General features: G+C 64.4%; 11 protein-coding genes. 6 read left to right on the forward strand and 5 right to left on the reverse strand.

What is annotated here, in order from left to right; genetic code table 11:
• The first annotated feature begins 9 nt into the window (after positions 1 to 9).
• Positions 10 to 1536, forward strand: a complete 1527-nt coding sequence (locus B9Z01_RS31400; RefSeq protein WP_085489444.1) for an AMP nucleosidase — start codon at positions 10 to 12, stop codon at positions 1534 to 1536.
• 31 nt (positions 1537 to 1567) lie between these two features.
• Here B9Z01_RS31400 and B9Z01_RS31405 read toward each other — a convergent pair whose 3' ends face one another.
• From B9Z01_RS31405 to B9Z01_RS31415, 3 genes are read right to left on the reverse strand one after another with little or no spacing between them, the layout of a single operon-like run.
• The gene (locus B9Z01_RS31405; RefSeq protein ID WP_085489445.1) at positions 1568 to 2098 is read right to left on the reverse strand and encodes a chromate transporter; all 531 of its coding nucleotides are present in this window, start codon (positions 2096 to 2098) and stop codon (positions 1568 to 1570) included.
• A complete protein-coding gene (locus B9Z01_RS31410; protein WP_085489514.1) occupies positions 2095 to 2664 on the reverse strand; it encodes a chromate transporter in 570 nt (189 codons plus the stop codon). Before B9Z01_RS31410 ends, B9Z01_RS31405 begins: the two co-directional genes overlap by 4 nt.
• Positions 2665 to 2721: 57 nt before the next feature.
• Entirely contained in the window at positions 2722 to 3465 is a 744-nt protein-coding gene (locus B9Z01_RS31415; protein ID WP_085489446.1) for an LOG family protein, read from the reverse strand.
• 1 nt (position 3466) lies between these two features.
• On the opposite strand from B9Z01_RS31415, the gene polA reads away from it, so the two are divergent.
• From polA to B9Z01_RS31430, 3 genes are all read left to right on the forward strand, one after another.
• Positions 3467 to 6208 (forward strand): DNA polymerase I, encoded by a 2742-nt coding sequence (gene polA / locus B9Z01_RS31420; RefSeq protein WP_085489447.1) that lies wholly within the window; start codon positions 3467 to 3469, stop codon positions 6206 to 6208.
• Between the two features lie 156 nt (positions 6209 to 6364).
• The gene (locus B9Z01_RS31425; protein ID WP_085489448.1) at positions 6365 to 7720 is read left to right on the forward strand and encodes an NAD(P)/FAD-dependent oxidoreductase; all 1356 of its coding nucleotides are present in this window, start codon (positions 6365 to 6367) and stop codon (positions 7718 to 7720) included.
• Positions 7721 to 7810: 90 nt separating this feature from the next.
• On the forward strand, positions 7811 to 8683 hold the full coding sequence (locus B9Z01_RS31430; RefSeq protein ID WP_085489449.1) for a dienelactone hydrolase family protein: 873 nt from the start codon (positions 7811 to 7813) through the stop codon (positions 8681 to 8683).
• Positions 8684 to 8851: 168 nt separating this feature from the next.
• Here the strand turns inward: B9Z01_RS31430 and B9Z01_RS31435 are convergent, their stop codons facing one another.
• Together B9Z01_RS31435 and B9Z01_RS31440 are read right to left on the reverse strand one after the other, a co-directional pair.
• A complete protein-coding gene (locus tag B9Z01_RS31435) occupies positions 8852 to 9721 on the reverse strand; it encodes a sulfurtransferase (RefSeq protein WP_085489450.1) in 870 nt (289 codons plus the stop codon).
• Positions 9722 to 9868: 147 nt separating this feature from the next.
• A complete protein-coding gene (locus B9Z01_RS31440) occupies positions 9869 to 10975 on the reverse strand; it encodes an aromatic ring-hydroxylating oxygenase subunit alpha (protein ID WP_085489451.1) in 1107 nt (368 codons plus the stop codon).
• A 309-nt stretch (positions 10976 to 11284) separates the two neighbouring features.
• On the opposite strand from B9Z01_RS31440, the gene B9Z01_RS31445 reads away from it, so the two are divergent.
• Both B9Z01_RS31445 and B9Z01_RS31450 read left to right on the forward strand, forming a co-directional pair.
• The gene (locus tag B9Z01_RS31445) at positions 11285 to 11593 is read left to right on the forward strand and encodes an exodeoxyribonuclease VII small subunit (protein ID WP_085489452.1); all 309 of its coding nucleotides are present in this window, start codon (positions 11285 to 11287) and stop codon (positions 11591 to 11593) included.
• Complete coding sequence (locus B9Z01_RS31450) at positions 11590 to 12471, forward strand: polyprenyl synthetase family protein (protein WP_085489453.1); 882 nt, start codon at positions 11590 to 11592, stop codon at positions 12469 to 12471. Before B9Z01_RS31445 ends, B9Z01_RS31450 begins: the two co-directional genes overlap by 4 nt.
• Positions 12472 to 12552 lie beyond the last annotated feature (81 nt).

Genomic DNA, 12552 nt, shown 5'->3' on the forward strand with positions numbered 1-12552 from the left:
TGAACGATGATGAACAACGATATCAATCAACGCACGGCGCAAACGCCCGCCAACAGCTTCCCGACCGAAGGTTTCGACGACGCGGCCGAGGCCGTCACCCGCCTCTCGGCGATCTACGAGGCGAACACGTCGTCTCTGCGCGATGCGTTCGCGCGCTATCGCCGCAACGAGCAGTTCGAGCATCGCGTGCGCGCCTGCTATCCGTTCGTGCGTGTCCGCACCGAGGTCAACACGCATGTCGATTCACGCCGCTCGTACGGTTTCGTCGCGGGGCCGGGCGTGTTCGAGACGACGGTCACGCGCCCCGACCTGTTCGGCAACTACTATCGCGAGCAGTTGCGGTTGCTCGCGAAGAATCATCATGTGCAGATCGAGGTCGGTGTGTCGGACCAGCCGATTCCGATTCACTTCGCGTTCGCCGAGGGCATTCACCTCGAAGGCGATCTGGACCGCGAGCGGCTGTTCCTGATGCGCGACATATTCGACACGCCGGACCTTGCGCTGCTCGACGACCGCATCGTCAACGGCACGTACGAGCCGATGCCGGGCGAGCCGCATCCGCTCGCGCTCTTCACGGCGGCGCGCGTCGACTTCTCGCTGCACCGGTTGAAGCACTACACCGCGACGTCGCCGACGCATGTGCAGAACTACGTGCTGTACACGAACTATCAGTTCTATATCGACGAGTTCGTCAAGCTCGGCCGCACGATGATGGCCCGTACCGACGACGAGGAACTGCGCGCGTACCGCAGCGAATACACGTCGTTCGTCGAGCCCGGCGACGTCGTCACGTACAACGAGAATCTCGGCGAGCAGGCGCAGGAGGGCACGCCGCCGCCGCGTCTGCCGCAGATGCCCGCGTATCACCTGAAGCGCGCGGACGGCAGCGGCATCACGATGGTCAACATCGGGGTCGGGCCGTCGAATGCGAAGACCATCACCGATCACATCGCGGTGCTGCGTCCGCACGCGTGGATCATGCTCGGTCACTGCGCGGGTCTGCGCAACACGCAGCGTCTCGGCGACTACGTGCTCGCGCACGGCTATGTGCGCGAGGATCACGTGCTCGACGCCGATTTGCCGCTGTGGGTGCCGATCCCGGCACTCGCCGAAGTGCAGGTGGCGCTCGAGCGCGCGGTCGCGCAGGTCACGCAGCTCGATGGCGTCGAACTGAAGCGCGTGATGCGCACGGGCACCGTGGCGAGCGTCGATAACCGCAACTGGGAGCTGCGCGATCATCGCGAGCCGGTGCTGCGGCTCTCGCAAAGCCGCGCGATCGCGCTCGACATGGAAAGCGCGACGATCGCCGCGAACGGCTTCCGTTTCCGCGTGCCGTACGGCACCTTGCTATGCGTGTCGGACAAGCCCTTGCATGGCGAACTGAAGCTGCCGGGCATGGCGGATCAGTTCTATCGCGCGCAGGTCGATCAGCATCTGCAGATCGGCGTGAAGGCGATGGAGATATTGCGCACGAACGGGCTGCATCGCTTGCATAGCCGCAAGCTGCGCAGTTTTGCGGAGGTGGCGTTTCAGTAAAAGTGGGCGGCGCGGTTTGCGGTGGGTTGCATCACATCTGCCCAAACCCCGTCAGCCCGATCAAACTTCCGGCTGCCAGCAGCCACAGCGGATGAATGCGTGTTTTCGTCGCCATGACCGCGGTGAACGCGGTAATGGCCCACGCAATCGCGGTCGGGTTCGATGCTCTCGCGATCAGCGCCGCGCTCGCCGCGACGAGGCCGGCCGTCACCGGCACGAGTCCCAGTTGCGCATAGCGCCGCCACGGACGGTCCTTGAAGCGGTCCCACGCATGCAGCGCGAGGATCGTCACGAGCGACGACGGCCCGAACTTCGCCACCGAGGTCACCAGCATCCCGGCCCAACCGGCCACATGCCAGCCGACCAGCGTGACGACCATCAGGTTCGGCCCGGGCGCGGCCTGCGCGAGTGCGAACAGCGCGCTGAATTCGCTGGCCGGCATCCAGTGATGCACGTCGACCACCTGCCGCTGCATCTCCGGAAGAATCGTATTGCCGCCGCCGAACGCGAGCAGCGAAAGCTGGCTGAAGATGACGGCGAGAGCGATGAGCGTGTCGTTCATCGCGCGCCTCTCGCCGCGAGGTAGATGCTGAGCGGCGTGAGTACGAGCATGGTCGGCAGCAGCGGAAAGCGCAGGATCGCAATCGCGACGAAGCCGAGCACGGCGATGAGCGCGGCCATCGGCTTGTTGCGCAACGGCAGCACGATCTTGACCGCCATCGAGATCAGCAGGCCGGACGCCGCCGCGGCGAGCCCGGCGAACAGATGGCGCACGTGCGGATCGTTCTGCGTGTGCTCGTAGAGCACGCCAAGCCCGATCACGACGAGCGAAGGTCCCGCGATGAGACCGAGCAGGCCGGCGAGCGCGCCGGGCACGCCGCGAAAGCGCATGCCTATCGCGACCGAGAGATTGATGACGTTACCGCCGGGCAGAAACTGGCAGAGGCCGAGCAAGTCGGTGAATTCCTCGGAGGTCAACCAGCGGCGTTGTTCGACGAGTGCGCGGCGCGCGAGCGGCAGCGCGCCGCCAAATGAAATCAGCCCGAGGCCGAGAAAGCCGCCGAAGATGTCCCGCAAGGTTGGCGTAGGCGCCAGTGCGGGTTCGGACGAGGTGAGTTCGTGGTCCATATGCGCTTCACGTTTGCTTTGCGCCGAGGCGGGCAGCAAGGCAAACGTGTCATCCCATCACAGATAGAACATCCTGTCCTCATCCGACTTGACCGGATGCGCTTCGGCTTCCTCGTGGTCTTCGTAGAACTTCAGCACCGCTTCGAGCACCTGGTCCGGGTCGTCGATCACCTGCATCAGATCGATGTCGGTCGGATTGATGAGGCCCATGGGAATGAGCGCGCTCTTGAACCACGCGAGCAAGCCTTCCCAGAACTCGGCGCCCACCAGAATGATCGGCACGTGGCGCGACTTTTTGGTTTGAATCAGCGTGAGCACTTCGGCGAGTTCGTCGAGCGTGCCGAAGCCGCCCGGCATCACAATCACCGCGTCGGAGTTCTTCACGAACGTGACCTTGCGCGTGAAGAAATGGCGGAAGCGCAGCGAGATGTCCTGCCACTGATTGCCCGATTGCTCGTGCGGCAGCTCGATGTTCAGACCGACCGACGGCGCCTTGCCCGCATGCGCGCCCTTGTTGGCTGCTTCCATGATGCCGGGGCCGCCGCCGGAGATCACCGCGAAGCCAGCGTCCGAGAGTTTGCGTGCGATCTGCGTGGCGAGTTTGTAGTACGGCGAGCTCGGTTTCAGGCGCGCCGAACCGTAGATGCTGACTGCCGGGCGTATCTCCGAGAGGTATTCGGTCGCCTCGATAAACTCTGCCATAATCGTGAACATCTGCCACGATGCGCGGGCCTTCTTGGCCGTTGCGCGCTCTTGATCTGCGAGTGATCGCAGACTCGGAATCACTTTTCTCTTAGTCATAATGCCTGAAGAACGAAGCCTTGAAGGTAAGACCCTGCTGTTGGTCGACGGTTCGAGTTATCTGTACCGGGCCTACCATGCGATGCCTGATCTGCGCGGCCCCGAGGGTGGCCCGACGGGTGCGCTCTACGGGATGATCAACATGCTGCGGCGCATGCGCAAGGAAGTCACAGCAGAGTATAGCGCGTGCGTGTTCGACGCCAAGGGCAAAACGTTTCGCGACGACTGGTATGCCGACTATAAGGCGAACCGCCCTTCGATGCCGGACGACCTCTCGCGCCAGATCGAGCCGATTCACGTCGCGGTGCGCGCGCTCGGCTGGCCGCTGCTGATGATCGAAGGCGTCGAGGCCGACGACGTGATCGGCACGCTCTGCACCGAGGCGGAAAAGCTCGGCATGAACGTGATCGTCTCGACCGGCGATAAAGACCTTGCGCAGCTCGTGTCGGATCGCGTCACGCTCGTCAATACGATGACCAATGAAACGCTCGACCGCGACGGCGTGGTCGCGAAGTTCGGCGTGCCGCCGGAGCGCATCGTCGATTATCTCTCGCTGATCGGCGATACCGTCGACAACGTGCCGGGCGTCGACAAATGCGGCCCGAAAACCGCGCTCAAATGGCTCACGCAATACGACTCGCTCGATGGCATCGTCGAGCATGCGAGCGAGATCAAGGGCGCGGTGGGCGAGAACCTGCGCCGCGCGCTCGACTTCCTGCCGATGGCGCGTAAGCTCGTGACCGTCGAGCGTCATTGCGATCTGACCGGCCATCTCGTGTCGATCGCGCAAAGCCTGCCGAGCCAGCCCGAATCGCGCGAGGAACTGCGCGACCTCTTCATGCAGCATGGCTTCAAGACGTGGCTGCGCGAAGTGGAAACCGCCGATGAGGTGGAAGGCCCGCAAACCGACACGCCGCCCGCGCTCGCGGTGGATCAGGAGCGCCACTACGACACCGTGCAGACGTGGGAGCAGTTCGACGCGTGGCTCGAAAAAATCAACGCGGCCGCGCTGACCTCGTTCGACACCGAGACCACCTCGCTCGATCCGATGACCGCGCAGATCGTCGGCTTGTCGCTCGCGGTCGAAGCGGGCCGCGCCGCCTATGTGCCGCTCGCGCATCGCGGCCCGGACGCGCCCGAGCAACTGCCGCGCGACGAAGTGCTCGCGAAGTTGAAGCCGTGGCTCGAAAGCGAGGACCACAAGAAGGTCGGCCAGCATATGAAGTACGACGAACAGGTGCTCGCGAATTACGGCATCGAAATGCGCGGCGTCGAACATGACACGCTGCTGGAATCGTACGTGCTCGAATCGCATCGCTCGCACGACATGGACAGTCTCGCGCTGCGCCATCTCGGCGTGAAGACGATCAAGTACGAAGAGGTTGCGGGCAAGGGCGCGCAGCAGATCGGCTTCGACGAAGTCGCGCTCGACAAGGCCGCCGAATACGCGGCCGAAGACGCGGACATCACGTTGCGTCTGCATCAGGCGATGTATCCGCAGGTCGCCGCGGAGAAAACGCTCGACTACGTGTATCGCGCGATCGAACTGCCGACTTCGCGCGTGCTGCGCAAGATGGAGCGCACGGGCGTACTGATCGACGCGGAGAAGCTGCGCCAGCAGAGCAGCGAGATCGCCACGCGTCTGATCGAACTCGAAGGCGAGGCGTACGAACTCGCGGGCGGCGAATTCAACCTCGGTTCGCCCAAGCAGATCGGCCAGATATTCTTCGAGAAGCTCGAGTTGCCCGTGGTCAAGAAGACGCCGAGCGGCGCGCCGTCCACCGACGAAGAAGTGCTGCAGAAGCTCGCCGAAGACTATCCGCTGCCGAAAATCCTGCTCGAACATCGCGGCCTGTCGAAACTCAAGTCGACCTACACCGACAAACTGCCGCGCATGGTCAACGCGCAAACGGGCCGCGTGCATACGAACTACGCGCAGGCTGTCGCGGTGACGGGGCGGCTCGCGTCGAATGATCCGAACCTGCAGAACATTCCCGTGCGCACCGGCGAAGGCCGGCGCATTCGTGAGGCGTTCATTGCGCCGCCGGGGCACAAGCTCGTGTCCGCCGATTATTCGCAGATCGAATTGCGCATCATGGCGCACATTTCCGGCGACGAATCGCTGATGCGCGCGTTCTCGCACGGCGAGGACATTCACCGCGCCACCGCGGCGGAGGTCTTCAGCGTGACGCCGCTCGAAGTGTCGAGCGATCAGCGGCGCATCGCGAAGGTCATCAACTTCGGTCTCATCTACGGCATGAGCGCGTTCGGCCTCGCGTCGAACCTCGGCATCACGCGTGATGCGGCGAAGATGTATATCGACCGCTACTTCGCGCGTTACCCCGGCGTCGCGCGTTACATGGAAGAAACGCGTACGAGCGCGAAGGCGAAGGGCTACGTCGAAACCGTGTTCGGCCGCCGCCTGTGGCTGCCCGAGATCAACGGCGGCAACGGTCCGCGCCGCCAGGCCGCCGAGCGTGCCGCGATCAACGCGCCGATGCAAGGCACCGCCGCGGATCTCATCAAGATGTCGATGATCGCCGTGCAGAAGTGGATCGAAGACTCGAACATCGGCACGCGCATGATCATGCAGGTGCACGACGAACTGATTCTCGAAGTACCCGACGCCGAGTTGTCCGAGGTGCGCAAGCGTCTGCCCGAACTGATGTGCGGCGTCGCCGCGCTCAAGGTGCCACTTGTCGCCGAGGTCGGCGCGGGCATGAACTGGGAGGAAGCGCATTGACGCGCCGGTGACATGCGCGCGATAACGTCGTTCGCATGTCACACATGTGCATTGATGACTTGTGGCAACACGTGCGGGTCGAGGACAATCGCTGCAGGACGGCGCATTCGTGCGCAGCGTCGCGACGGATAATTCATCGGCTACACGGAGAGTTCAATGCATCGATTTATCGTCGTTGGCGGAGGTGCGGGCGGGCTGGAACTGGCGACACGCCTTGGCGATCGCTACGGATCCGGCAAGCGCGGGAGCGAGGCGCGGGCGCAGGTGACGCTGGTCGACCGCTATCCGACGCATATCTGGAAGCCGCTGCTGCATGAAGTGGCTGCGGGTAGCATGGACCCGTTCACACAGGAACTCGAATACGCGGCGCAGGCGCGCTGGCACGGTTTCGAATTTCAGCAGGGCGAGCTGACCGGGCTCGACCGCGCGAACCGGCGCGTCACGCTTGGCACCGTGCTCGACGAAGACGGTGCCGAACTGCTGCCCGAGCGCCAGCTCGAGTACGACACGCTGATCATTGCGATCGGCAGCACCACGGCCTTTTTCGGCGTGAAGGGCGCGGCCGAATTCTCCATTGCGCTCGATACGGTGGGTCAGGCCGAGCGCTTCCGCAAGCGCCTGATCGCGGCGTGCATGCGCGCCGAGCATCAGGCGCACGAGCCCGTCGAGTCGAGACCGGGGCCCGGCACCTGGTCGTCGAGCGAGCCGCGCATTCAGGTGGCGATCGTCGGCGGCGGCGCGACCGGGGTCGAGCTGTCGGCGGAATTGCGCAACACCGCGCAGGTGCTGTCCGCGTATGGCTTGCACAAGCTCGATCCGCGGCATGACGTCGGCATCGTGCTGATCGAGGCGGGTCCGCGCATTCTGCCTGCCTTGCAGGAGCGCGTTTCCACGGCCACCGCCGAATTGCTCACCAAGCTCGGCGTGAAGCTGATGATCGGCGAAACGGTGGCCGAAGTCGCGCCCGGCTTTATCCGCACCGCGAGCGGCCACACCGTGCGCGCCGATCTGACCGTGTGGGCGGCGGGCATCAAGGCGCCGGCGGTGCTGAGCCAGCTCGACGGGCTGCCGGTCAACCGGCTCGGCCAGCTCAACGTGCGCCGCACGCTGCAAACCGAAATCGACGACAACATCTTCGCGCTCGGCGATTGCGCGGCCTGCCAGTGGCCGGGCAACGAGCGCAACGTGCCGCCGCGCGCGCAGGCCGCGCATCAGCAGGCGAGCTTCCTGCTGAAGGCTCTGGCGGCGCGGCTCGACAACAAGCCGTTGCCGGAATTCACCTATCGCGACTTCGGCTCGCTGGTGTCGCTCGGACATTTCAGCGCGGTCGGCAATCTGATGGGCGGGGTGATCGGCGGCAACATGCTGATCGAAGGGCTGTTCGCGCGCTTCATGTACATGTCGCTGTACCGGCTGCACATCGCCGCGCTGCACGGCTATCCGCGCATGGTGCTCGATACCTTCGCGCACTGGCTGCGCCGCACCACGCTGCCGCGCGTGAAGCTGCACTGAGGCGCGCGGGTTCTCTGCGCGGCGGTATCTGCAACGGGATGCGCGCAGGGCGTATCCTGTTGCCTCGAACAATTCATCGAGGAGCGCCGCATGCTGAAACCTGAAATCGACAGCCTCGTCCCGCACGTTCCCTTCAACCGGCGTACCTTCATCAAGGCCGCACTCGGCACCGGTTTCGCGGCGGCCGTGCTGCCGGTCTCGGCACAAACCATCCATACCGACAGCGACGGTCTCGAAGCCGGCGAGGTCGCGTTTCATTCGGGCGGCACGCTGGTGCCGGCCTATCGCGCGCAACCGAAAGGCAAGACGCATTTGCCGGTGATCCTCGTCGTGCATGAGATCTTCGGCGTGCACGAGCATATCGCCGACGTCTGCCGGCGCTTCGCGAAGCAGGGCTATCTCGCGATCGCGCCGGACCTGTACGAGCGCGAGGGCGATCCAACCGTCTACACGAGCATGCAGCAGCTCAACGAGCAGTTGGTCAGCAAGGTGCCCGACGAGCAGGTGCTGGCCGATCTCGACGCCGCCGCCGCGTGGGCAGGCGAGAACGGCGGCGACCTGAAGCGGCTCGGCGTGAACGGCTTCTGCTGGGGCGGACGTATCGCGTGGCTGTATGCCGAGCACAATCCGCGCGTGAGGGCTGGCGTCGCCTGGTATGGCCGCGTGAGCGGCGCGAAAAATGCGATGACGCCGGCCAACCCGATCGATCTTGTCGCCGACCTGCATGCGCCGGTGCTCGGCCTGTACGGTCGCCAGGATCAGAGCATCCCGCAGGACACGCTCGAGCAGATGAAGCAGGCCATCGCGCAGGGTCCGCAAGCGGGACGCGGTTCGCAGTTCGTCGTCTATGACGATGCGGGCCATGCGTTTTTCGCCGATTACCGGCCGAGCTATAAGAAGGCCGACGCGGAGGACGGCTGGCGCCGCGCGCTGGTGTGGTTCAAGCAGCATGGGGTGGCTTGAGGCGCTGTCTTCGTCAGCGTCTTGCCGATCCGGCGCATCGATCCGAGGAAGCGATGTCGAAGAGTCCGAAGAAAAAGCCGTTGCCGCGTTGAAGCGGCAACGGCTTTTTTGCGTCGTGTGATCTGCGGTAGCTTGCGCTCAGCCCAACTCAGCTCAGTTCAAGGCAGCTCAGGGATTGGGTCCCGTTGCCACCGGCCGCTTCGGATCGGAACTCCATTCGCTCCACGACCCCGCATATAACGCGGAGCCATGCATGCCGGCGATCTCCATGGCGAGCGAATTCACGCATGCGGTTACCCCCGAGCCGCATTGCAGCACCACGTGTTCCGGTGGCGTGTCGCCGAGCAGCGCGTGGAACTCCTCGCGCAGCGTGTGCGCCGGTTTGAAGCGGCCGTCGGCGGTGAGGTTGTCCTTGAAGAAGCGGTTGAGCGCGCCTGGAATATGGCCGCCGACGCGGTCGAGCGTCTCGTTTTCGCCGCGATAACGGTCGGCCGCGCGTGCGTCGACCACCACGCGCTCCTTCGAGCCGAGATTGCGCTCGACCGTCTGCGCGTCGACGGTGACAGCGAGCGGCGCGGCCGCGCTGAAGTCGCCGGTGTTCTGCGCCGGCACATCCTGCGTCAACGGCTGCCCGGCGGCCTGCCAGGCCTGTAACCCGCCGTCGAGCAGCGCGACCGCGTCATGCCCGAGCCAGCGCAGCAGCCACCAGACGCGCGCCGCGTACATGCCGCCTTGCGCGTCATAAGCGACTACCTGCTGGCCTTGTTTCAACCCGCGCGACTCCAGCGTTTCGACGAGCCGCGCGCGATCCGGCAGCGGATGCCGCCCATTCGAGCCGTTCTTCGGCCCGGACAGGTCGCGGTCGAGATGCAGATAATGCGCGCCCGGCAGATGGCCGGCCAGGTACGCCTTTTCGCCTGCTTCGGTATCGGCGAGATCGAACCGGCAGTCAAGGACGAACACGCTGCCCGGCGCGGCCGCAAGCCGTTCGGCGAGGTTGGGCGCGGAGATCAGGGTGGTGTGGTGAGTGTGGGGCATGGCGTCTCCTCGATGCGGGCGATGGCGGCTGCGGCCGTGCGTTTTGGCGCGACGGGCGGATGACCGGTCTATGTTGGTAGTCTAAACAAAAAAAGACGGGCGAAACCCGTCTTTCCTTGCATTGGCTCATGCACCGAAGGCCGTGACTCAGATCGTGCCGAGTTCGCGGCGCAGAAACTCGTGGAAGTGCTGCATGCCGTCTTCCATCGGGCTCTGATACGGACCGACCTGCGACTCGCCGCGTTCCATCAGTGCGCGGCGGCCGGCGTCCATGCGCTCGGCGATTTCGTCGTCTTCGCGGGCCGTTTCCATATAGGCGGCGCGCTCGGCTTCGACGAAGTCGCGTTCGAACAGCGCGATTTCCTCAGGGTAATAGAACTCGACCACGTTGGTGGTTTTCTGCGGACCGCGCGGAATCAGCCACGACACGACCAGCACGTGCGGATACCACTCGATCATGATGCCCGGGTAGTACACCATCCAGATCGCGCCGAATTCGGGCGGGTTGCCATCGCGAAAACGCAGCACTTCGTCGTGCCACTTCCGGTACGTCGGGCTGCCCGGCTGCTCGAGCGCCTTGTGCACGCCGACCGTCTGCACGCTGTACCAGTCGCCGAATTCCCATTGCAGGTCGTCGCAATTGACGAAGCTGCCGAGGCCCGGATGGAACGGCGCGACGTGATAGTCCTCCAGATAGACCTCGATGAAGGTCTTCCAGTTGTAGTTGCACTCGTGGACTTCGACGTGGTCGAACATGAAGCCCGAAAAATCGAAGTGCTGCTTCGTGCCGAGGCGTGCCAGATCTTTCGCGACGTCGCGACCCTGCGCTTCGAACAGCAGGCCCTGCCAGTTCTGCAGCGGCGTGGCGGCGAGGTTGAGGCAGGGGTTGTCGGCGAAATGAGGCGCGCCGAGCAGTTCGCCCTTCAGGTCGTACGTCCAGCGGTGCAGCGGACAGACGATGTTCTGCGTCTGGCCGCGGCCGTTGAGCATGATGGCTTGCCGGTGGCGGCACACGTTCGACAGCAGCTCGACTTGCGACTGCTGGTTGCGGACGAGCACCCGCCCCTCGCGTTCGCTGGGCAAGGCAAAATAATCCCCCGCATCGGGCACCATGAGATCGTGGCCGATGTAGCGAGGACCTTTCTTGAAAAGGGTGTCGATTTCGCGCGTAAGAAGCGCTTCGTCAAAGTAAGCCGTGACTGGCAGCTGGCTGTGAACAGACCGCAACTGCAATGCATTGCTCAGATTGGACATTCCCACTCCCGATGAAGACGTGAAAGCAGTGAACAACCCAACCATCGAAGATTCGATTTAGGGAGCCCAAGATTATACCTGTTTCCCCCTGTCTGGGGCGCTTAAGTGACTGATTTGGGTCAAAAATGTCGGGAAAGTTCGGCATTTTCGCCGCAGACCCGGCGGTTTTTTTCTGCGAGACTTCAGGGTCGACGCTGCGGCGAAGCGTGGTCAAAACGGGGTGGGAAGGCGGGGATGACGGTGGCGAGCGGATCGGAAACGCCGCTTTTGCCGTAGAATGTCCGACTTGTTTTAATTTTGCGACTATTCATGGCGAAGACCGCATCGAAAGATACCGCCGCAGCGCCAGCCGAAGGCGCCGACGCCACGCCGCTGCCGCAGAGCTACGAGGCAGCGCAGGCGGAGCTGGAAGAGCTGGTTGCGCGCATGGAAGGCGGCAGCCTGAGCCTCGAGGAGTCGTTGGCCGCGTACCGGCGCGGGGCCGCGCTTGTCGCGTTCTGTCAACAGCAGCTCGAAAAGGTCGAGCAGCAGGTGCGCGTGCTCGACGGCGAGACGCTCAAGCCGCTGCCCATGAATACCGCAGGCACAGCCGCTACTGAAAGCGGGGACGACCTATGACATTCGAACAATGGACGCGCTCGGTGCTCGAACGCGTCGAAACGGCTCTCGAACACTATTTGCCGGCCGAAACGACCGAACCCGCCCGGCTGCATGAGGCGATGCGCTATGCGGTGCTCGGCGGCGGCAAGCGGGTGCGGCCGCTCCTGTGCCACGCGGCCGGCGAGCTGACCGGCGCACGCGCCGAATGCCTCGACGCGGCGGCGGCGGCGCTGGAAATGATCCACGTGTATTCGCTCGTGCATGACGACATGCCGTGCATGGACGACGACGAACTGCGTCGCGGCAAGCCCACGGTCCACGTCAAGTATGACGAAGCGACCGCGCTGCTGGTGGGCGATGCGCTGCAATCGCAGGCTTTCGTCGCGCTGACTTCGGATGTGCTGAGCGCGCCGCAGCAGGCATCGCTCGTGCGTGAACTCGCGCTCGCGAGCGGCTCCATCGGTATGTGCGGCGGGCAGGCCATCGATCTGGCGAGCGTCGGCCATACGCTGACGCGCCCGCAGCTCGAAACCATGCACCGCATGAAGACCGGTGCGCTGCTGCGCGCAGCAGTGCGCATGGGCGCACTGGCGGGCGAAACGCCGGATGCGCAGGCGCTGGTTTCGCTGGACGCCTACGCCGCCGCGGTCGGCCTCGCGTTTCAGGTCGTCGACGACATTCTCGATGTCACGACCGACTCCGCGACGCTCGGCAAGACCGCCGGCAAAGACGCGAAGGACGGCAAGCCGACCTACGTGTCGATTATCGGGCTCGACGCGTCGCGTGCACTCGCGGCGCAACTGCGCAGCGACGCCCACGCCGCGCTCGCGCCGTTCGGCGCGCGCGCGCAGCGTCTTGCCGAACTGGCCGACCTGGTGGTGAACCGGGTGAGCTGAACGCGAAAGCCCGCCGCCGCGCACCTTCTGTCCCCGGGTGCATGTATGAAGTGCGGGCGCGTAAGTTTTCCTACAATGGAA

This window comes from Paraburkholderia susongensis (assembly GCF_900177725.1).
Taxonomy (GTDB): domain Bacteria; phylum Pseudomonadota; class Gammaproteobacteria; order Burkholderiales; family Burkholderiaceae; genus Paraburkholderia; species Paraburkholderia susongensis.

Excerpts from the sequence above, each read along its gene's own strand:
- B9Z01_RS31400 (WP_085489444.1), top strand. The coding sequence starts at position 10 with ATGAACAACGATATCAATCAACGCACGGCGCAAACGCCCGCCAACAGC.
- B9Z01_RS31405 (WP_085489445.1), bottom strand. The coding sequence starts at position 2,098 with ATGAACGACACGCTCATCGCTCTCGCCGTCATCTTCAGCCAGCTTTCG.
- B9Z01_RS31410 (WP_085489514.1), bottom strand. The coding sequence starts at position 2,664 with ATGGACCACGAACTCACCTCGTCCGAACCCGCACTGGCGCCTACGCCA.
- B9Z01_RS31415 (WP_085489446.1), bottom strand. The coding sequence starts at position 3,465 with ATGACTAAGAGAAAAGTGATTCCGAGTCTGCGATCACTCGCAGATCAA.
- polA (WP_085489447.1), top strand. The coding sequence starts at position 3,467 with ATGCCTGAAGAACGAAGCCTTGAAGGTAAGACCCTGCTGTTGGTCGAC.
- B9Z01_RS31425 (WP_085489448.1), top strand. The coding sequence starts at position 6,365 with ATGCATCGATTTATCGTCGTTGGCGGAGGTGCGGGCGGGCTGGAACTG.
- B9Z01_RS31430 (WP_085489449.1), top strand. The coding sequence starts at position 7,811 with ATGCTGAAACCTGAAATCGACAGCCTCGTCCCGCACGTTCCCTTCAAC.
- B9Z01_RS31435 (WP_085489450.1), bottom strand. The coding sequence starts at position 9,721 with ATGCCCCACACTCACCACACCACCCTGATCTCCGCGCCCAACCTCGCC.
- B9Z01_RS31440 (WP_085489451.1), bottom strand. The coding sequence starts at position 10,975 with ATGTCCAATCTGAGCAATGCATTGCAGTTGCGGTCTGTTCACAGCCAG.
- B9Z01_RS31445 (WP_085489452.1), top strand. The coding sequence starts at position 11,285 with ATGGCGAAGACCGCATCGAAAGATACCGCCGCAGCGCCAGCCGAAGGC.
- B9Z01_RS31450 (WP_085489453.1), top strand. The coding sequence starts at position 11,590 with ATGACATTCGAACAATGGACGCGCTCGGTGCTCGAACGCGTCGAAACG.